The 19,318-nt window shown below is 68.3% G+C and carries 19 protein-coding genes; 8 read left to right on the top strand and 11 right to left on the bottom strand.

Translation table 11 applies throughout. The features are described 5' to 3' along the window. Window positions 1-36: 36 nt before the first annotated feature. A complete protein-coding gene (locus tag ACQEVO_RS17260) occupies window positions 37-564 on the top strand; it encodes a PadR family transcriptional regulator (RefSeq protein WP_432914315.1) in 528 nt (175 codons plus the stop codon). A gap of 15 nt (window positions 565-579) precedes the next feature. On the opposite strand, the gene ACQEVO_RS17255 is transcribed toward ACQEVO_RS17260, so the two are convergent. The 4 genes from ACQEVO_RS17255 to ACQEVO_RS17240 all read right to left on the bottom strand — a co-directional run bounded on the left by ACQEVO_RS17255 (window position 580) and on the right by ACQEVO_RS17240 (window position 2,998). Next, window positions 580-1,239: a Uma2 family endonuclease gene (locus ACQEVO_RS17255; RefSeq protein ID WP_432914313.1), complete on the bottom strand. Its 660-nt coding sequence runs from the start codon at window positions 1,237-1,239 to the stop codon at window positions 580-582. A gap of 82 nt (window positions 1,240-1,321) precedes the next feature. Then, complete coding sequence (locus ACQEVO_RS17250; RefSeq protein WP_432914312.1) at window positions 1,322-2,170, bottom strand: helix-turn-helix domain-containing protein; 849 nt, start codon at window positions 2,168-2,170, stop codon at window positions 1,322-1,324. Next, window positions 2,167-2,685, bottom strand: a complete 519-nt coding sequence (locus tag ACQEVO_RS17245; RefSeq protein WP_432914310.1) for a DUF6879 family protein — start codon at window positions 2,683-2,685, stop codon at window positions 2,167-2,169. Before ACQEVO_RS17245 ends, ACQEVO_RS17250 begins: the two co-directional genes overlap by 4 nt. Next, window positions 2,666-2,998, bottom strand: a complete 333-nt coding sequence (locus ACQEVO_RS17240; protein ID WP_432914308.1) for a hypothetical protein — start codon at window positions 2,996-2,998, stop codon at window positions 2,666-2,668. The genes ACQEVO_RS17245 and ACQEVO_RS17240 overlap by 20 nt, the downstream gene beginning before the upstream one ends. A 265-nt stretch (window positions 2,999-3,263) precedes the next feature. Between ACQEVO_RS17240 and ACQEVO_RS17235 the strand changes: the two genes are divergently transcribed. Beyond that, the gene (locus tag ACQEVO_RS17235; RefSeq protein WP_432914306.1) at window positions 3,264-3,449 is read left to right on the top strand and encodes a hypothetical protein; all 186 of its coding nucleotides are present in this window, start codon (window positions 3,264-3,266) and stop codon (window positions 3,447-3,449) included. Window positions 3,450-3,501: 52 nt separating this feature from the next. On the opposite strand, the gene ACQEVO_RS17230 is transcribed toward ACQEVO_RS17235, so the two are convergent. From ACQEVO_RS17230 to ACQEVO_RS17220, 3 genes are all read right to left on the bottom strand, one after another. Continuing rightward, on the bottom strand, window positions 3,502-3,999 hold the full coding sequence (locus ACQEVO_RS17230; protein WP_432914304.1) for a nucleoside deaminase: 498 nt from the start codon (window positions 3,997-3,999) through the stop codon (window positions 3,502-3,504). Window positions 4,000-4,292: 293 nt separating this feature from the next. After that, the gene (locus tag ACQEVO_RS17225) at window positions 4,293-6,062 is read right to left on the bottom strand and encodes a cutinase family protein (protein ID WP_432914302.1); all 1,770 of its coding nucleotides are present in this window, start codon (window positions 6,060-6,062) and stop codon (window positions 4,293-4,295) included. 102 nt (window positions 6,063-6,164) lie between these two features. Further along, window positions 6,165-7,763, bottom strand: coding sequence for a putative glycoside hydrolase (locus ACQEVO_RS17220; protein ID WP_432914300.1), 1,599 nt, complete (start codon window positions 7,761-7,763; stop codon window positions 6,165-6,167). 113 nt (window positions 7,764-7,876) lie between these two features. Between ACQEVO_RS17220 and ACQEVO_RS17215 the strand changes: the two genes are divergently transcribed. Next, on the top strand, window positions 7,877-8,884 hold the full coding sequence (locus ACQEVO_RS17215) for a polysaccharide deacetylase family protein (protein ID WP_432914298.1): 1,008 nt from the start codon (window positions 7,877-7,879) through the stop codon (window positions 8,882-8,884). Window positions 8,885-8,974: 90 nt separating this feature from the next. On the opposite strand, the gene ACQEVO_RS17210 is transcribed toward ACQEVO_RS17215, so the two are convergent. Then, window positions 8,975-9,172 carry a hypothetical protein gene (locus ACQEVO_RS17210; RefSeq protein WP_432914296.1) on the bottom strand — a complete coding sequence of 66 codons (198 nt, stop codon included), beginning with the start codon at window positions 9,170-9,172 and terminating at the stop codon, window positions 8,975-8,977. Window positions 9,173-9,295: 123 nt separating this feature from the next. Next, window positions 9,296-11,926, bottom strand: a complete 2,631-nt coding sequence (locus ACQEVO_RS17205) for a LuxR C-terminal-related transcriptional regulator (RefSeq protein ID WP_432914294.1) — start codon at window positions 11,924-11,926, stop codon at window positions 9,296-9,298. Window positions 11,927-12,147: 221 nt separating this feature from the next. On the opposite strand from ACQEVO_RS17205, the gene ACQEVO_RS17200 reads away from it, so the two are divergent. The 4 genes from ACQEVO_RS17200 (at window position 12,148) to ACQEVO_RS17185 (ending at window position 15,967) form a co-directional block, all read left to right on the top strand. After that, the gene (locus ACQEVO_RS17200; RefSeq protein ID WP_432914293.1) at window positions 12,148-12,522 is read left to right on the top strand and encodes an SHOCT domain-containing protein; all 375 of its coding nucleotides are present in this window, start codon (window positions 12,148-12,150) and stop codon (window positions 12,520-12,522) included. Further along, window positions 12,519-13,676: an AI-2E family transporter gene (locus ACQEVO_RS17195; protein ID WP_432914292.1), complete on the top strand. Its 1,158-nt coding sequence runs from the start codon at window positions 12,519-12,521 to the stop codon at window positions 13,674-13,676. Before ACQEVO_RS17200 ends, ACQEVO_RS17195 begins: the two co-directional genes overlap by 4 nt. A gap of 57 nt (window positions 13,677-13,733) precedes the next feature. Further along, window positions 13,734-14,159, top strand: coding sequence for a DUF7144 family membrane protein (locus ACQEVO_RS17190; protein WP_432914290.1), 426 nt, complete (start codon window positions 13,734-13,736; stop codon window positions 14,157-14,159). A gap of 122 nt (window positions 14,160-14,281) precedes the next feature. Continuing rightward, window positions 14,282-15,967: a SulP family inorganic anion transporter gene (locus tag ACQEVO_RS17185; protein WP_432922746.1), complete on the top strand. Its 1,686-nt coding sequence runs from the start codon at window positions 14,282-14,284 to the stop codon at window positions 15,965-15,967. Between the two features lie 154 nt (window positions 15,968-16,121). Here the strand turns inward: ACQEVO_RS17185 and ACQEVO_RS17180 are convergent, their stop codons facing one another. After that, window positions 16,122-16,355 (bottom strand): lipopolysaccharide assembly protein LapA domain-containing protein, encoded by a 234-nt coding sequence (locus ACQEVO_RS17180; protein ID WP_432914288.1) that lies wholly within the window; start codon window positions 16,353-16,355, stop codon window positions 16,122-16,124. 434 nt (window positions 16,356-16,789) lie between these two features. On the opposite strand from ACQEVO_RS17180, the gene ACQEVO_RS17175 reads away from it, so the two are divergent. Next, window positions 16,790-18,607 (top strand): alkyl/aryl-sulfatase, encoded by a 1,818-nt coding sequence (locus tag ACQEVO_RS17175; RefSeq protein WP_432922742.1) that lies wholly within the window; start codon window positions 16,790-16,792, stop codon window positions 18,605-18,607. An 11-nt stretch (window positions 18,608-18,618) separates the two neighbouring features. Here the strand turns inward: ACQEVO_RS17175 and ACQEVO_RS17170 are convergent, their stop codons facing one another. Next, window positions 18,619-19,290, bottom strand: coding sequence for a response regulator (locus ACQEVO_RS17170; RefSeq protein ID WP_432922739.1), 672 nt, complete (start codon window positions 19,288-19,290; stop codon window positions 18,619-18,621). Window positions 19,291-19,318 lie beyond the last annotated feature (28 nt).

Below are 19,318 nucleotides of genomic sequence, written 5' to 3'. Positions count from 1 at the left end.
AGTAGTGACATGACAAGAGTGGGATATCATCGCCGCATGAGTCTCCGCTTCGCCGCGCTCGGTCTTCTCGCGCAAGAGCCCGGCAGCGGTTACGACCTCCTCAAACGTTTCGAGATCTCGATGGCCAACGTATGGGCCGCCACCCAGAGCCAGCTGTACGGTGAACTCGGCCGGCTCGAGCGTGAAGGCTTGATCGAGCTCGCCGCCGAAGGCCCGCGCCGCCGCAAGATGTACGCGATCACCGACACCGGCCGCCAGGCGCTGCGTGACTGGCTCGCCACCCCCGACACCACCCCGACGAGAAGCGGACGCCTGCTCCGGGTCTTCCTGTTGTCGGAGGTGGAGACCTCGGAAGCGATCGAATTCTTCACCGATATCCGGCACGAGGCCGAGGCCGGACTCGCGCATCTGACCACGCTCCTGGAACAGATCGACTGGGCCGGCGAGCCGAACGAATTCGGCCGCATCGCCCTGGAACACGGGCTGCGCCACTACCGGATGGAAGCCGAATGGGCGCGCTGGGCCACCGACCGGCTCACCGCCCGGCGAGACGCGGCCCGCTGAGGTTCGCCGGGCGGGTCAGAAAGCCAGCGACGACCAGGGGACCTCGATCGGGAACGGGTACGGGAAAGACACTCCGGCGACGGCGTCAGGGGTCCACTCGCCTGCCATCAGGTAATTGGCCGACCGGAGCGGACGGACCCCCGGTGGAAGCTCGGCGTGGCCGATTTCGAGGATGTACACACGCAGGGCCGCGATACCGGTGAGATCCTGCCGCAGTTCGACCTCCCAATAGGAAGGAATGCCACCGCCGGCATACCGCGCCTTCTTCGTTTCGATATCGCCCGGGGTATTCGACGGCGAAAGCACCTCGCCTACCAGCACGGTATCGGTGGCTCGAACATCCGAACCCGGCGGAAGGCAACGGTGCACGAGAAAATCGGGAGTGACGAAGTCGGACTTTCCGGTGTGCCCGAAAAACACGTTGGTCTCGAGGTTCACCCGCCAGCATCGCTCGGTATGTGACGACATATCACCACGAGCACACCGTTCGATTTCGTTGGTCAGGCGCCGCATCGCCGTCTGATGTTCTCCCGGCCCCCGCCGCAACCAGACCACCCGCCCGTCCCACAGTTCGATCTGCGCGGCGGTCTCGTCGGGCAACCGCTCGAGTTCTTCCCAGGTCAGGTACTCGGGAAGATCAGGACGATCGGCGTCGCGGGCACTCGGCATGACCATACGCTCATGCTACAAGCAAGTTCGGCCGGTCCCGGCGCTGACCTGCGGATTTCGGAACAACCTGGCGCGAGATCCGCGCTTCTCAGCCCGCGGAGCCGGTTCGCCGGCGTTCCAGAGCCTCCCGGATCAGTCCGCGAGCTGCCTCCCCTGCCAGCGCCTGGGCAGCCAAGGTTTCGAACGCACGCGCGTACAGGGCGATCTCTCTCGGCTGAGTGATGGTGAGTTCCGCCGTCGTGTTCTCCACCATGACGCGGCGGTCGTCGAACATGATGAAGTTCGAGATCGGTACGCGATAACGGGTAGTGGCCGGAACGATGCCGAAGGTGACCCGCGGCATGCTCGAGACCGCGAGCAGACGGTCCAGCTGACCGATCACGATGTCGTCGTTGCCGACTGTGGTGTGTAGTGCTTGTTCGGCGATGACGAAGTGGAATCGGTGGTCTCGGCGGTACAGGATCTGCTGGCGCTCCATTCGTTTGGATACGCCTTCGTCCAGGTCGTCCGCTATGCGGTAGAACTCGATGACGTTGCGGAGGATCTCCTCGGCGTATTCCGCTGTTTGCAACAAGCCGGGTATCAAGAACGGCTCGTACCAGCGCATGAACTCGGTGTCCGCTTCGAGTTTTACCGAGAGCTGTTGTCGCCGCTTGGTGCCGGCGGCCAGCACACGGCGCCATTCGAGATATGCGGCGTCGATATTACGGAGCGTGGCAACCAAGTCGGGCACTTGGTCGTCCGCTCCGGTGAGGGAGCACCAGAGTCGTATATCGGCTTCGGTGGGCTTGGTCTTGCCGTATTCGATCTTCGGTACGCGGGTCTGATGCCAGCCGGCCGACCGGGCGAGTTCGGTGCCCGACAGGCCGGAGCTGAGGCGAAGCTCTCGGAGCCTGCCCCCGAGAGCTTCTTTGGCCTCACGAATCGGGCCGGTCACCGAGTCGTGTATTCCGGCAACGGGACAGCGATGGACCAGACTCGCTCTTTGACCCGCCGCACATGATCGACGATCACGGGGTCGGTGGTCACCGCTGCACCGGCCCAGCGGCCGGACGGCTCGAACACGGTGAATGCCAGAATCTCGTCATCGAACAACCACCAGTCGTCTTCGGTGAGCACGGCCGGGTCGATGAGGTGCCGGGAGACATAGCGGACATCTTCCCCTGCTTCGGCATTGAACCGGGCGACGTCCTTGGCGAACCGCGTGTAGTCGGTGTGCGGCACCGAGACAACTCGGGTGCGGTTGACCGCGACCCCCCGCGCCGTGGTCTCCCGGACATGCGACAGCCAGGGCTGGAACCAGCCGTAATCGTCCGGTTCCCCGGCGAGGAACCGCCGGAACGGCTCTGACTCCTCGGGGGTCTCGTAGGTGTCCTGGACCTCGAGGTGGAACGCTTCGTGTTCGGACTTTCGGAACAGTTCCTCGAACGCCTCACCCTGCAACAGCAGCATTGCCGTAGAAGCTCCTCTCCGACTTCGGCACTTCGACAGCCGTTTCGTCCGCGTAGATATCCATCTGCGCCAAGGCTTCCGGGTCCGACACCGGCGCACCGGACAGCAGGAACGTGCCCCGGCCGGTGTCGGTCAATGTGGTGCCCACGAATGTATCCGGTTCGGCGTACCCGAGCAGCAGGTGCGGTATCTCGACCATTCCGGGCCGGTCGGTTTTCCAGCCCTGCACCAGGTAGGTGCTTCTGTCGGTGGCGTAGAGCGACGGGCAACCGCCGCCGGTTGTTCCGCCTTTGCCGAGAAATCGAATTCGCATGATCGGATCCCCTGTCGGTGGTAGGCGCACTTATGCGCGCTGCCCTCGAAGTATCTCCCAAAAATTCCGTCGTTTCTGCGGTTCAAGAGGATTCGAGCATTTCTCGGCATAAGCATGGACCGGTCGGGCAGCCCGCTCTTAGCGTCTCTCTCAGCCGCCGCGCCGGGTGCCTACATCCTCGGCGCGGCGAGCAAACCATCGACAGACGTAAGGGGCGGTCGTGTTGTTCTCGGTGCAGGTGAGTTGCTGTGGGACACAGTGGTTTTTGTACGCACCGGCGTTCGGGGTGTGCCGGTTCGTAGCGGACCGGAAGGCGATCCGCGCGCAGGCGCACGAGATGATCGCGCAGTGCGGTGCCGCTCCGGCGGAGTTCGAGGTCGATTTGGAACTCGGGCGGGTGGTGGACAAATCCGAGATCATGAGTTTGCGGGCGCTGATATCCGAGAGTTGAGCCGGAGCTCGTTCGTCGAAGAAGTGAACGCGGGCAACCGTGGGCGCTCGGGTCAGGACGAGCTCTGGCGTCGTTGGGCGAAGCAGGCGTGGTAGAGGGCTCGGACTTCCTGGGCGAGTTCGTCGACCGGGCCGTCGGTGACGGCGCCGGGGACGATATCGCCGATCGGCAGGGCGGCGACAGGGGCGGCGGGGACGTCCCATTCCTGGAGCCAGGCCGAGAGTTGCCGGGTCGAGGTGGCGTAGACGATGCGGCCGAGGCCGACCCAGCCGTGGCTCGCCGAGCACATCGGGCAGTGTTCGCCGGAGGTGTAGACGGTGGCGGTGGCGCGTTCCTCCGGGGGCAGGTGGGCGGCGGCCCAGCGGGAGATCGCGAATTCGGGGTGCTGGGTGGGGTCGCCGTCCTTCACCCGGTTGCGGTCCTCGAACAGGACGGTGCCGTCGGCGGCGACGAGCCGGGAGCCGAACGGTTCGTCACCGTCGGCCAGCGCTTCGCGGGCCAGGTCGACGCAGCGGCGGAGGTGGGTCAGATCCTGTTCGGTAACGGTCATACGGATATCCTCGCCGATCCGGAGACGCGCGTACGCAGCGGGAACGATGCCGTGTCGGAGCCGGCGCACCGGCCAACGCCTCGCGGCCGGTCGGCGCCGCCCGCGAGGAACTTCCCCTCGCGTGGGCGTCAGGCGGCGGCCGCACGTGCTGATCGCCCCTGCCGATCGGCGAATCGGGCATCAGTGCGCCTCTCGGCGAACAGAGGCCGTCGTGGCGAGCGGCTGAACAGAAGAGGCCGGGACCGTTTCGCCGGTCCCGGCCTCTTGTCCAGCTGATGTGCAGTCGCGGACGGTCAGCGCGTGGTTTGCGCGACCGACTCGCCGGCCGGCGGTGCGGGTGTTTCCGCGGTGGTGGACTCTGTGGTCCGGGGCACGGTGGTGGTGGGTGTGGTGGTCGGCGGCGCGGCCACCTCCGTTGCCGGGGCGGCAGTCGTCGAACTCGGGGCGTCCGTTGCCGACGACGGCGGCGCGGTTGTCTGCTCGCCGGTCGCTTCCGGTGTGGTCGTGGCAGGGGCGGTGTCCGTGGTGGTCGGGGCTGTCGTGGTGGTACCGGTGGTGGTCGGTGCCGTGGTGCCGGTGGTGGATGTCGGCGCGGCGCCCGTGGTGGTCGGCTCGGCGGATTCGGTGGCCGCGGCCGCCCGGTAGGCGTCGTCCAGATCCTCGGGGGTGGGGGTGGACTTCGTGTTCACCGGTTCCCCGGCCTGCGCCTGTTTCGCCAGGTGGGTGAGCCAGGCCGCCGCGTATTCGGCGGAGGTCAGCGGCTTACCGTTTGCCGGGTCGGCGTCGCGCCAGTAGTCGAAGTGGTGGCCGGTGGCGTTGGGTCCGAGGGTGAGGTTGTAGGGGTCGGAGAGGATCACCGGGATGGTGTTCTGGTTGGTGACGATCAGCCCGACGATCTCGTTGAGCACCTTCTGCGGCAGGTAGGCCAGGGGAGCCATCTCGTCGGTGGAGATGGCATCCGCGGGATCCTCGGATGCGGGCGGGGCGGCGCCGGGTTCGTAGCCCGGTTCCGAAACGCGCAGCAGGACTTCCAGGAACGTTTCGTCACTGGCCATCCAGTTCGGCTGGGACCGGATATCGGCCAGCGCGAGCAGCGCGACCCGGCTCAGCACGACCGCCACATCCTGCCCGGTGGCCGGGGTCAGGCCCTCACGTTCCAGGGCGTCGACGTTCATCTGCCGCGCCACGTTCACCACCAGTTGCAGCAGCGCGATGTTCTCCGGAGCCGCGCAGGTGAGGTCGCCGTCGGAGCAGAACGAGGCGATCTTGCCGTTCAGTGCGCCGAAATCGCCGCCGGTGTCGGGCAGCGCGCCCTGGCCGGGGACCGGGTTCTTCCCGTTCTGATACGCCTGGTCGAAACCGTCCGGGTTGCCGTGTGGGTTCTCGGCGCCCGGGAAGGGTCCGTCGCCCGCGGCGCGGCCGGCGTCGGCGAGGATCACCACGCCGGTGACCTTGTTCGGATCGACGATCGCGTAGCTGCCGTCCTGCGGTTCCTGATGCCCGATCTCCATCGCGACCCGGCGCACCACATCGGCACCCTCGCTGTAGCCGACGATGGCGAACCGGGTGTCCGGGCAGGCCTGGGTGATCTCACGCATCACCTGCTGGGTGTTGGCGACGCCGGTGGTGACCGCGTCCTCGTAGGTGGCCATATCCGCCGGGTAGGCGATGTAGACCGCGGCGTAGGAACCGGCCGCCACATCGTCGGCGGGTGCGTTGACCACCGGGTCGACCCACTCGCTGCTGTGATCGCCGGACAGCGCCGCGGGCAGCGGGTTACCGTTCGCGTCGACCAGCAGTTTCGTGGTGCCCGCGGCGGGTGTGTCGCCGCGTCCGGCCACCGAGATGGTGACCATATCGTGGCATTCGGTGACCGATGCCTTCAGCTGCGTATCCGCCTGCTGGGAGGGGGCGGTCACCGACCAGGTGGCGCCCACCGCGGCCACCACACCCAGCGCCGCGGGCGCGGTGATCGCCGCGGCGAGACGGTGCTGGGTCCACCAGGCCCGGTGCCGGGCGAGCCGGCTGCGTAACCGCAGAATCCAGATACTTCGGAAAGCCATGTCCCGTGCTCCATTCCAGAACTGTCCAATGGACGGACTGGCCCCCCGACGGGCCGTTACGTCACCGGAGACGTCGCGGCCGGGGAATGCGGCGTTACGCGATCACTTCGGGTCGAGGGCGCCGCCGTGGTATTCCACGCTGGGACTCCACAGGAAGAAACTGTCGATCCCGGCCCGGTAGGTCGCATCGATCTGTGCCCTGACCTGTGCATCCCCATAGTCGACGCCCAGGCTGAAATCCTGCAGCCACGGGATCACCGTCGCGCCCGTGCCCTTGGTCACGGCTTGGAAATCGCGGAGCGAGGCGGCGACGATATCGAACGGCTGGGCGTTCGGATTCGCGACACCGTATTCGCCCGGACCCCAGTGCGAGGGGTAGATCATCGGCGCCACGAAATCCACCTGCGGGGCGATGAGCCGGATATCCTGCGCGATCTGATCGGGCCGGGTCGCGGAGATGCCGTACACCGCGGCGCTCTGGTGGGCGCCCGCCGCGTGCACCGGATCGCGGCTCTGTGCCAGGAACCCCGCGACCGCTTCGGTCGCGGGTCCTTTCAGGCCGGCGAACCGCATACTCGACAGGCTGCCGTCGGGGCGGCGGACGTAGTCGTACATGATCCCGTCGAAGCCCAGTTCGGCGGCCTCCACCGCGAGCGCGATGTTGTAGCCGCGGACGTCGGGATGGGCGAAATTGGTGAACGCGATCGCACCGTAGTGGCTGGAGTACGGCTGCCGGGCCGGGTTCTGCACCACCCAGTCGCGGCGGCCGTGGTGCCAGGCCCATTCGGCGAGGGTGGGATCGCGGAAGGCGACGATCCGGCCCACCACCTGAACGCCCATCTCGTGCAGTTGCCGCAGGGCCGCCCGCGCGTCGTAGATCGGAGAGGCGGCGCCGGTCGTGCGGGCCAGCGGTACCTGCGAGGCGTAACCGACGACACCGTCCTCGTCCTTGATATCGAGCTGCACGGTATCGATGCGACCCTGCCGGGCCAGGTCCAGCACGGCATCCCGCATCGGGGCGTACGACCAGGCGTGCGCGGTGACGTGCACGGCCCGCATCCGCGGCAGATCTATCCCGGTGGTGAGGGCCTGGGTGGTGGCATTACCCGCCGCGTCGACGGCGACGACCTCCGCCCCGGTGGGACTGTGCGGCAGTTCGCTGGTGAAGTTGCCGTCCGGGCCGGGTGTCACGGCATGCGTACCGATCGAGACCTGTCGCGCATCGGGTGCGCGGCCGCGCACAGTGACCGGATCGCGATAGGAGGCGACCTTATCCGGTTGTGTCACTTCGAGTTCCGGCGCCGCGGTGTCGACGGTGAAGGTCGCGGTGGCGCCCGGTCCGTCGCGCAGCCATCCGGTGATCCCGCCGGGCGGGATCTCGGCGGTGAAGGTGTGCTCACCGTCGGCGAGACCTTCCGGCCGATAGAGGACGGAAGTACCGTCGACCCGGCCCGCGACGGGCGAACCGTCCACCGTGAGCTGCACGGCGTGCGGGTCGTGACCGGTGGCGTCCACTCGCAGAGTCAGATCGCGCAGCGCCGCGGCACCGACGGGCCCGTCCGGCAGGCCGCCGATCGGCAGATCCGGCGCCGGGGAACGGCCGGCGCCGAGACCGGCCGATACCAGCAGAACAACGACGACGACACCGAAAACAAGGGCTGCCAACCGTTTCCGGTCGGCGGCCCGGACCCGCACGAGCACAACACACCAACTTCCAGAACAGCTTCCCGCCCACTATGGGTGAGTCCGCCCGGGCCCCGATCTGTTTCGCGGAGATGAACCGTAAATCGTTGCCGGCACGTAATATCCGGGCGATGGTGCGGTACCCGGGGAAGTATGTTCGGGTGGTCGCGGCGGCACTGGTGTGCGCGGTGGCCACGGCCTGCGGAACAGCGGGGGAGCCCGCCGCGGCGGAACCGCCCCCGAGTAGCTCGGTGCCACCGCCCGCGCCGCCCGACCCCGCGGCCGTCGGTGCCGACGAACTGGGCGAGGTTCCGATCCTCATGTACCACCAGGTGACCGCCGGCCCGTCCGGTGAATACGACCAGAGCCCGGCCGAGTTCCGCGCCGAACTGGACCGGCTGTACCGGGAGGGCTACCGCCCGATCACCGCCGCCCAGTACATCTCCGGCGAGATCGATATACCGGCCGGGACCCATCCCGTGGTGCTCACCTTCGACGATTCCACCGGCAGCCAGCTGCGCTTCACCGCCGCCGGCGAACCCACCCCGGACTGCGCTGCCGGGGTGCTGGAACGATTCGCCGCCGAACACCCGGACTTCCCGGCCCGTGCGACCTTCTACGTCAACAACGACCCCTTCGAAGCCGACCCGCGCGCACTGCCCTGGCTGGCCGGACACGGCTACGAGATCGGCGCGCACACCGCCACCCACCCCGACCTGGCGGGCCTGGACGCGACCGGCGTGCAACGTGAGCTGGCACAGAACGTCCGGGCGGTCACCGCTGCGGTACCGGGTGCGCAGGTCCGCACGATGGCGTTACCGCTGGGCAGTTCCCCGGCCGATCCCGCGCTCGCACTCGCCGGGACCTGGGGCGGCACCGCCTACCGCTTCGGCGCCGCGATGCTGGTCGGCGCGAATCCCGCGCCGTCCCCGTTCGGCCCGGTGGATCCGGTGGCGGTGCCCCGGATCCGGTCCGGGCTGGGGGAGGTCCCGTTCGATTCCGCCTACTGGCTCGACGTGCTGGCAGCCGATCCGGCCCGCCGCTACACCTCCGACGGCGACCCGGCGCGGATCTCGTTCCCGCGCACCTCGGCCGACCGGCTCGCCCCGCGGTTTGCGGATCGAGCGAATCCGTACTGAAGGCTTCGGGCGCGAAATATTGCCCGGCCCGCGATTCCGCCGCCGCGCAGGCCATGCCGGCGCCGAAGGCTCGCCGTGCGGCGAGCGCGGTCAGTCCGGGAGGCGGCGCATCTCGATCACTGTGAGACCGAGATTGTCGATCCGCGCCAGGATGCCGCGTACCCCGGTCGGGTCGGTGACCGGACCGGCCAGCACAGTGGTGCCCTGGGTATGGCCGCCGGTGAGTTCGGGGAAGGCGGCGAGCGCGCGTTCGGAGAGTTCGCCGTCGATGGTGAACTGGTATCGCATCGCCGTCTCCTGCCTCGTCCGGACCGGGCCGCGGCGGCAGGCGTCGCCGCGTCGGAAAGAAGTGTGTTCCGTGGTCCCGGGGCCGCACATCGTCCGCACCGGGTGAAACCGGCCCGCGGCGGGTCAGAGCAACCCGCTGCGCCGCGCTTCCTGCAGCGTTTCCATCCGCGAACGGGTGCCGAGTTTGGCGTAGATACCGCGCAGATGCGTTTTCACCGTATTGATCGAGACACTGAGATCGTCGGCGATGTGCTGGGTCGTGCGGCCCGAGGGCAGCTGCTGCAGGATCCGCAGCTCGGTGGCCGTCAGCGGTGGATGCTGGACCCGCCGCCGCGACCGGTGCCCGGCCCGGACACTATCGGCGAACGCGCTGCAGTGCCCGAAGCAGCCGGCGTAGTAGTCGAGCAGGTCGACGGTGCCGGGCACGTCGAAGAACGGCCGGGCGATCCGGTGCGTGGCACCGATCCGCAACGCGTTGTCCACGGCTTCCCGGGTTTTGGCGTCGTTACCCAGGTGATGGTGGGCGCGGGCATACAACAGCCAGGCGGTGATACGGGCGACCGGATGCGTGGCCGGCTGCGTCAGCACCGGTTCCACCTGGCCGATCACCGCGTGGTGGTTCCCGCCGATCGAGGTGAGCGCGGCGGTGGACAGCACGGTGTCGGGGGTGATGCCCAGCACGGTCCGCCCGCGTTCCACCAGCCGGCGGGCGGCGGCGGACTCGTTGGCGCCCAGCAGCGCCCACACCGCGGCACTGAGCAGGCCACCGCCGAGCACCGGGGCGGGGTCGGCGTCGAGCAGCCGGCCGATACTGCGGCGCAACCGGTCGACGGCCGCGCTGCGGTCGTCACCGCATTGGCAGTCGAGCAGGCTGCCCACCACATGCGGTAGCCAGCCCGCTACCGGGCCCGGCGTACCGTCGCGCCGGATGTGCTCGGCGCACAGGATCCGGATCTGCTCCGGTTGCGGATCGGAGCCCTGCAGATACGCCCCGTACGCCTCGAGTGCGGTGGCGTGCACGGTTTCCGGGAGGTCGAGCAGGTCGTGGTCGCGGGCGATGGCGCAGGCCCGTTCGGCGCGCTGGCGCATGGTGGTGATCGAACCCGCCAGCCCGGCGGTGACGGCGAGCCGGGTCACCGCGATCAGCCGCAGCCGCGGGTGGCAACGGGACCGGGTGCGGCTCAACGCGATCCGCAGCCGTTCCTCGCCGCGGGCGAGTTCGCCGCGTAGCGCGAGCGCCGTGCCGGTGGTGACGGCGAGGTAGCCGTCCAGGTCGGGGCGGTCGGCGGGGGGCATCCGGTCCGGGAACACGATCGGCTCGGTATCGGCACCGGTCGCCACCGCCAGTTCGGCGTCCACGGCCGCGGTCAGGGTTTCCAGGCGGTAGGGGCCGGCCACGGAATGCGGGTCGTCGTCGGCCAGGATCCGCGCACTGTCCCGGTAGGCCTGCGCGGTACCGCTGCCGCCGTGCAGCAGTGCGTCGGTGGCCTGCAGCAAGCGCAGGAACGGATCGGTCAGCACATCGGGGGCCGCGGCGGCCAGCGCGTCGAACAGCGATTCCCCGTGGTCGGCGAACACCAGGGCCAGCGCGTTCTCCGCCAGGAACGACCCCAGCGGACGATGATCGGGTACCGCGAGCAGATGGGTCAGCGCGGCCTGCAGTTCACCGGTCGCGGTGAGCCGGCGGGCCGCCCGCAGATGCAGATCGGCGCACAGATCCGGGCCCAGCCGGTTCGCTTCGGCCAGGAAATAGGCCCGCAGCATCGGATGGTAGGAATACCAGACCTTGCCGCCGCGGGAGAGCGAGGTCATCGGGAAATTGATCCGGTCGAGTTCGTAGAGCAGATGCGCGGCCCCGCCGCCGACCAGATCGTCGGCGAGTTGTTCGGTGAACTCCTCCGGCACGCTGGTGCAGGTGAGGAAATGCCGCAGGGCGGGGGAGAGGGTATCGATGAGTTCCCCGACCAGCAGGTCGGCGAACGCGTGCGGCGGCCGGGCGAGCGCGGTGAGCGCGTCGGCGTTCTCGCTCGGACTCGCGGTGAGATAGATCGCCGCGATCCGGACCAGCGCCGCCCACCCCTCGGTGAGGTTCATCAAGGTGTGCAGCGCCTGCGGGTCGAGGCCGCAGTCGTGCCCTTCGCACAGGCGGGCGGCCTCCTCGGCCGACAAGGCGAGATCGTGCGCGCTCCAGCGGGTCAGCCGGGACTGCAGTTGCAGCAGATGCCAGCGGATCGGCGGTTCGAAACGCGCGCAGACGATGGTTGTCAGAGTCGGCGGCGCGTACTGCAGGAAGTATTCCAGGCCCGCCAGTGCGAGGGGATCGGTGATGAGGTGCGCGTCGTCGATCACCAGCACCGTCGGCTCCGCACCGGCCGCCAGGGCGGTGCGGATCGAATCCGCTTCGCCCACCCCCGCGGCCGGCTGCCCCGATCCGGCGGCTCGCACTCCCAGCCGGGACCGCAGCTCCGGCCACAGCGCGGTCTGATCGCGCACGGTGAGCCAGGCGATCCGGGCGTCCGGCCGGACGCGCGGCAGATGCGTTGCCGCCCAATCCGCCACCGCCACGGTTTTGCCGACCCCCACCGCGCCGCAGACGAGCAGGACCCCGCCGTGGCGGCGTTCCACGACGGCGTCGAGGCCGGCATGCAATCGTGGCCGCGGCACCGGGTCGAAGGGGAACACCGGGATATGCGACCGCGGCCGGGCTCGCGCTATCGGGCGGCCCGTCGGATCCAGTGTTGGCGAAGTGGTCACGGTGCCTCCCGAAGAGAATTCCCGAAACAGCACTAGCACGCACTGGGCCGGAGCCTACCGGAGCGGAGGGCACCCTCAGCGGCACCTGAACCAACCTGTTACCAGCGCGTATCCGGGAATATTCATCCGGATCGGGTGAGTCGCACCGCCGCCCGCCCGCCCTAGCGTGGAGTGGATCCCCACCCCGGGGACGGATGGATCCGACGTGAGCGAGGTGCACCGTGTCGTTCTGGGAAGCGCTGTGGCTGATTGTCGTGAGCTTCGCGTTCATCGCCTATCTGCTGCTGCTGTTCTACATCATCGGCGACCTCTTCCGGGACCGGGAGACCTCCGGCTGGGTCAAGGCGATCTGGGTGGTACTGCTGATCGTGCTCCCGCTGCTGACCTCGCTGGTCTACCTCATCGTGCGGGGTAAAGGGATGACGCAACGGTCCATGACCGAGGCCCGGCAGGTGCAGGCCGCGGAGCAGGAATACATCCAGCGGACCGCGGGTACCAATCCGGCCGCGCAGATCTCCGAGGCGAAACGGCTGCTCGCCGAGGGCACCATCACCGAAGGCGAGTTCGAACGGCTCAAGGCCAAGGCCATGGCGTGACCGACGGGTCCCCGCAGGCACCGCCACCCGCGGCGCCCGGGTCCGGGCAGTGGGCGATCCCGCGCGGTTTGATCGTGCTGCTCGTCGCGGCGGCCACAGTGGTCGCCGTGACGGGCGCGAAGGCGTTCTCCGGTGTGCTGGGCCCGGTGTTCCTGGCGTTGATGCTGACCATCGCCGTGCAACCCATCCAGCATCGGATGCAGCGCCGTGGGCGGCCCGCCTGGCTGGGCATGCTCGCGGCGCTGGTGGTCGTTTATCTGATTCTGCTCGGGCTGGTCGCCGCGCTGGCCGTCTCGGCCGCCCAGCTGGCCACCGCGCTACCGGATTACTCCGACCGGTTCGCCGATCTGCTCGGGCAGATCCAGGACCTGCTGGCGCGATTCGATATCGACCAGGAACGTATCGATCACGCGCTGAGCGGAATCGATTTCGGCAAACTGGTGGAGCTGTTCGAGGATCTGCTGCGGGGGCTGGCCGGCATCTTTTCCAACTTGGTCTTCGTGGTCACGCTGCTGCTGTTCATGGTGTTCGACGGGATGAGCATCGGCCGCCGGATCGGTGTCCTGCGCAGTATGCGGCCCGATATCGCGCAGGCGCTGGAGTCGTTCACCGCCGGCACCCGCAAATACCTGATCGTGTCCACCGTGTTCGGCCTGATCGTGGCGGTGCTCGACGGTGTGGCGCTGTGGTTGCTGGCGGTGCCGTTCCCGCTGCTGTGGGGACTGTTGTCGTTCATCACCAACTACATCCCCAATATCGGTTTCGTCATCGGGCTGGTGCCGCCCGCGCTGCTGGCGCTGCTGGACAGCGGCGTGACCAAGATGATCTGGGTGATCGTGCTGTACTGCGTGTTCAACGTGATCGTGCAGTCGGTGATCCAGCCCAAATTCGTGGGTGACGCGGTGGGGCTGAGCGTGACGATCACCTTTCTCTCGCTGGTGTTCTGGTCGTGGGTGCTGGGCGCCCTGGGCGCCCTGCTCGCTATTCCGCTGACGCTGCTGGCGAAGGCACTGCTGTTCGATATGGATCCGTCGACCAGATGGATGGACGTGCTCATCGGGGAACGTGTCCCCGACCGTGCCCGGCGGCCCGGCGCCGAAGCCACGGAGCCGGGGGAGCCGGGGGGGAAGCGCCGGTTCACCCGGCCGGGGTGAGGCGAGACCGCACCGCGACCGGCGACAGTCGTAGTGCTGCGCCCGGAAGGAGTGGAGATGACCACCGCAGAGCAGTACACCGCCGCGACCCCCGTGCAGTCACCGATAAAACCGGGTTTCGCGTCGGCCACCTCGATCGCCGCCGCGGTCCTGCTGCTCACCGTCGGCGCGTTGTCCCTGTTCGAGGGGATCGCCGCGGTCGCGCGCGACGACCTGTTCGTCCTCGGCGGCGCCTACATCTACGAGCTGGACGTCACCACGTGGGGCTGGATCCATATCGTGCTCGGCGCGTTGCTGATCGCCGCGGCGCTGGGCCTGATGACGGGGAAAACCTGGGGCAAGGTGCTGTCCATCGGCTTCCTCGCGCTCGCGATCATCGCGAACTTCCTGTGGCTGCCGTACTACCCGTGGTGGTCCACGCTGGTCATCGCCCTGAGCGTCGTGGGGATCTGGGCGATAGCCACCTGGCACCCGCAGCCCTGACGGCGGCTCCCGCGACGAACGCGGCGCAGGGCCATTCACGAGGAAGGGCACGGTGAGTTGTGAGCGACCCGGCTACCCGGCCCGGCGGAACCTCCGGCGACCTCCGGGCCCTTGCCGCCCAGCTGTTCCCGTCGCTGCACGGTTATCGGCGTAACTGGTTGCGCCCGGATGTGGTCGCCGGCCTGACGGTGTGGGCGGTGCTGGTCCCGGAGGCGCTGGCGTACGCGACGATCGCGGGTGTTCCGCCGGTGGTCGGGTTGTACGCGGCGGTCCCTTCGCTGGTGCTGTACGCGCTGGCCGGCAGCTCCCGGCAGCTGGTGGTGGGCCCGATGTCGGCGACCGCGGCGTTGTCGGCGGCTCTGATCACGCCGCTGGCCGGCGCCGACGGCGGCCGCTATCTCGCGCTCACCACCGCACTGGCGCTCGCGACCGGCGTGGTCGGGTTGCTCGCCGGTCTGCTGCGCCTCGGGTTCATCGCCTCGTTCATCTCCGAGCCGGTGCTGAAGGGTTTCATCATCGGCCTGGCGCTGGTGATCATCATCGGCCAGGTGCCGAAACTGTTCGGTATCGAAAAACACGAGGGCGACTTCTTCGAACAATTATGGGGCGTGCTGACCGGTCTCGGCGATACGCAGTGGCGCACGCTGCTGGTCGGCGGGCTGAGCCTGCTGCTGGTGCTCGCGGTGAAGAAATGGCTGCCGATCGTCCCGGGGGCATTACTCGCCGTACTCACCGGCATCCTGGCCGTGGCGCTGTTCGACCTGGACGACAAGGGGGTGGACATCGTCGGGCCGATCGACTCCGGCTTGCCCGTTCCCGGATTGCCCGGCGGCGTGGCCTGGCACGACTACGTCGACCTGCTCGGGCCCGCGGTCGGGGTGCTGCTGATCGGTTTCGCCGAAGGGCTGGGGGCGGCCAAAACCTACGCGGCGAAGGCCGGGTACGAAATCGAGCCCAACCGAGAGCTGTTCGGCCTCGGCGCGGCCAACCTCGGTGCGGGCTTCTGCGCCGGGATGGTGGTCAACGGCAGCCTGTCCAAAACCGCGGTCAACGGGGCGGCGGGGGCGAAAACTCAGGTGAGCGGTCTGGTGGTGGCGGCGCTGACCGTGCTCACCCTGCTGTTACTCACCGGGCTCTTCGAACAACTGCCCGAAGCCACCTTGGCCGCCGTGGTGATCGCGGCGGTGGTCGAACTGGTCGATATCGGGGCGCTACGGCGGCTCTACCGGGTATGGACGCAATGGCTGGGCAATATCTACGGCCACGCCGCCCGCGCCGATTTCCTCGCCGCGATCGCCGCGCTGCTGGGTGTGCTGCTGTTCGACACGCTTCCGGGCCTGCTCATCGGCGCCGGGGTCGCGATAGTCCTGCTGGTGTACCGCGGTTCCCAGCCGCATATCGCGGTTCTCGGACCCCGCGACGGCCTGTGGCTGGACGTCCACCGGCACCCGGGGCTCGCCCCGAAACCGGACCAGCTGGTGGTGCGGGTCGAAGCCGGGCTGTACTTCGTCAACGCCGACCATGTGCGGCGCCGGATCGAACAGTTGTGCACCGAGCACACCCGGCTGGTCGTACTCGACGCCGAAACCTCCCCGGCCATCGACTTCACGGCCGCGTCCATGCTGGTCGATCTGCGCGACAGCCTCGCCCACCGCGGTATCGAGTTCCGTATCGCCCGCTCGATCGGCCAGTTCGGCGACGAACTGACAGCGGCCCAATCGGGAGCCCACCGTATTCCGGTGTTCGCCAGCGTCACCGCCGCGACAGCCGAACCACCGCGGGCAACGGGGCGAGCTGATACGCGCTGACCGGCGGCCGCACCGGATCCGGTCGGGCGGAGAGCTGCCCAGCCGGTGGTGGTGCCTGCTCCGTTGGGCGATCCGCCGGCGATGGGACCGCGTCGCTGTCCCCCCGGGGCAGTTCCGTCCCACCCGGCACTCTCGTGGCGCCGGTGGCGTCGGGTCAGCGGCGTGCGCGGCGCCGGATCAGCAGACCTGCGAGCGTGCCGACGAGGAAAAGGACCAGCAGGACCAGCCACATCGGCGAGGTGACGGTGACGAGCAGGAAGTTGATATCCACCCGGTCCCGGTTCTGGACGATGAACACGACGGCCAGCACGATCAGGACGGCGGCCAGCCATTGATTGAACGATATGCGCGACAGCAGGGTCGGTTTTCGCGCGTTCTCGGTGGTCATCGGTGTCCTCCGAACAGTCGGCCGGCGATGTACCCCGAAGTCTGCCGCGCCGGTGGCCGCCGACCCTCACCCTCGGCGGATGAGTTCGGCCTTCGCCCGGGCACGGCGGCTCTGTCCGCCGGCGCCGGTCTGCTCCGGTGGGGCCACCGAGCCGTCGCCGCGCTCGCCGCCGCCCGCACCGAAAGTGGTCGATTTGCTGTGCCGGGCAGCACGCGACCGGTTTGTCCCGGGACGGGGACCGCCCTGCGCACTGATTGCGCGACACGCATAATTCACCCGCCTCAGGTGATACCTCCGGCGCCGGGCGCTGGCTAGCGTGAGAAACGCCGGTACACCCGTCCTGCCCGGAAGACTGCCCGGCGAACGGGTGCTCGAACCTCCGCGCCGTGACCGCTTGATCAGCCGAGACATCGCAGAGTGAGGTAACGATGACCATGCAGGTGGACTTCGACGACACCACCGACTTCGAGAATGCCGACCGCGGGTTCATCGCCGAACTCGACCCACCGGTGGTCAAGGCCGCGGACGGACGCGTGGTCTGGGATACGAGTGTCTACGGATTCCTCGCCGGTGACTGCCCGGACACGGCGAACCCCAGCCTCTGGCGGCAGGCGCAACTCTGCAACAAGCAGGGGCTTTTCGAGGTCACCGCGGGGATCTACCAGGTACGGAACTTGGATCTGTCGAATATGACCTTCGTCGAAGGCCGCGCGGGTGTCATCGTGATCGATCCGCTGATCTCGGCCGAGACCGCGGCCGCGGGCCTGGCGCTGTACCGGGAACACCGTGGTGATCGCCCGGTCACCGGGATGATCTACACCCATTCGCACGTAGACCATTTCGGCGGTGCCCGGGGAATACTGCCCGAAGGCCATCCGCAGGTTCCGATCTTGGCGCCCGAGGGTTTCCTCGAGCACGCCGTCAGCGAGAACGTCTACGCCGGTAACGCGATGAACCGCCGCGCGGTCTTCATGTACGGTGCGGCGCTGGACAAGGCACCCGACGGGCAGATAGGTGCCGGCCTCGGCATGACGACGTCGACCGGGACGGTCACCCTCATACCGCCGACGGTCGACATCACCCGGACCGGGCAGGAAGAGGAGATCGACGGCGTCCGGATCGTCTTCCAGCTCACCCCTGGTACCGAGGCGCCCGCCGAGATGAACTTCCTGTTCCCGGATCAGCGCGCACTCTGTATGGCGGAGAACGCGACCCACAATATGCACAACGTGCTGACGCTGCGCGGTGCGGTGGTCCGCGACTCACGGGTCTGGGCGCGGTATCTGGACGAGGCCATCGCCCGGTTCGGTGACAAGGCCGACGTCGCCTTCGCTTCCCATCATTGGCCGACCTGGGGCCGGGAGAACTGGACGGCGTGGCTGGCCGGGCAACGGGATATGTACGCCTACCTGCACGATCAGACACTGCGCTTGACGAACCGGGGGCTGACCGGGCCGGAGATCGCCGAACAGTTCGAATTCCCGCCCGCGCTGGACGGTCTCTGGGCCAACCGCGGTTACTACGGCTCCACGAGCCACAACGTCAAGGCGATCTATCAGCGGTACATGGGCTGGTTCGACGGGAATCCCGCCCACCTGTGGGAACACCCACCCGCCGAGCTGGCACGGCGTTACGTCGCCGATTACGGCGGTATCGAGGCGATCGTCGACAAGGGTCGCCGGTACGCCGCCGACGGCGATCTCCGCTTCGCCGCCACCCTGTTGCAGCACGCGGTATTCGCCGAACCGCAGCACACCGGCGCCAAGAAGGAGCTCGCACAGGTCTACGACCGGCTCGGTCACGGCGCCGAGAACGGAACCTGGCGCAACTTCTTTCTGGTCGGCGCCCACGAACTGCGTACGGGCCCGAGTCCGACGCCCACCAGTACCACCGGCCCGGGAATGTTGAACGTCCTGTCACTGGACATGATCGTCGACTCGCTCGCGGTTCGAATCGACGGCCTGCGCGCGGCCGAGTCCGATTTCACCATGGATTGGGAGCTGACCGACGAGGACCGGGTACACCGCCTGACCCTCTCGCACGGCGCCCTCACCCACCGCACGCCCACGGCCGACGTACCGGCGCCGGGGCACGCCGACCTGACCTTGACGATGACCAAGGCACAGCTGCTGACGGCCCTGGGCGGCGGTGGGTTCGAGGGGATCACCATGAAGGGCGACGAAAGCCTGCTGCACACCTTCATCGGCCTGCTCGATACGCCTGATCCGCAATTCCCGATCGTGACACCCTGACGGCCGGGGACCTACTCCCGGAAGCGGTGGCCCATCCCCGGCTCGGTCAGCAGATGCCGGGGATGGGACGGATCGTCCTCCAGTTTGCGGCGTAACTGCGCGAGATAGACACGCAGATAATGGGTTTCGGCCTGATACGCCGGACCCCACACCTCGCGCAACAGTTCCTGGCGGCCCACCAGTTTCCCGCGATTGCGCACCAGCATCTCCAGTACACCCCATTCGGTGGGGGTCAGGTGGACCTCGGCCCCCGCCTTGACGACCTTCTTCGCCGCCAGGTCGACGGTGAACGAATCGGTGACCACCACCGGTTCACCGGGGTCGGCCGAATCCGCGGCCCGCCGCAGCGCGGCGCGCAGCCGGGCCAGGAATTCGTCCATGCCGAAGGGTTTGGTGACGTAGTCGTCGGCGCCGGCGTCGAGCGCGTCCACCTTGTCCGCCGAATCGGTGCGGGCGGACAGCACGATGATCGGCACCTTGGTCCAGCCGCGTAATCCCGCGAGCACTTCGATCCCGTCGATATCGGGGAGACCGAGGTCGAGCACCACCACATCCGGTTTGCGTTCGGTCGCGGCGCGCAGCGCTCCCGCACCCGTCGACGCGGTGACCACGTCGTAGCCGCGCACCGACAGATTGATCCGCATGGCCCGCAGGATCTGTGGTTCGTCGTCGACCACCAGCACCGTGGGCTGTTTCGCTGCGTGCTCGGGC

The sequence above is a fragment of the Nocardia sp. CA-290969 genome, from assembly GCF_050936135.1.
Classification (GTDB): domain Bacteria; phylum Actinomycetota; class Actinomycetes; order Mycobacteriales; family Mycobacteriaceae; genus Nocardia.
The sequence above is the reverse complement of the archived record's forward strand: the minus strand, read 5'-3'. Positions and strand labels throughout refer to the sequence as shown.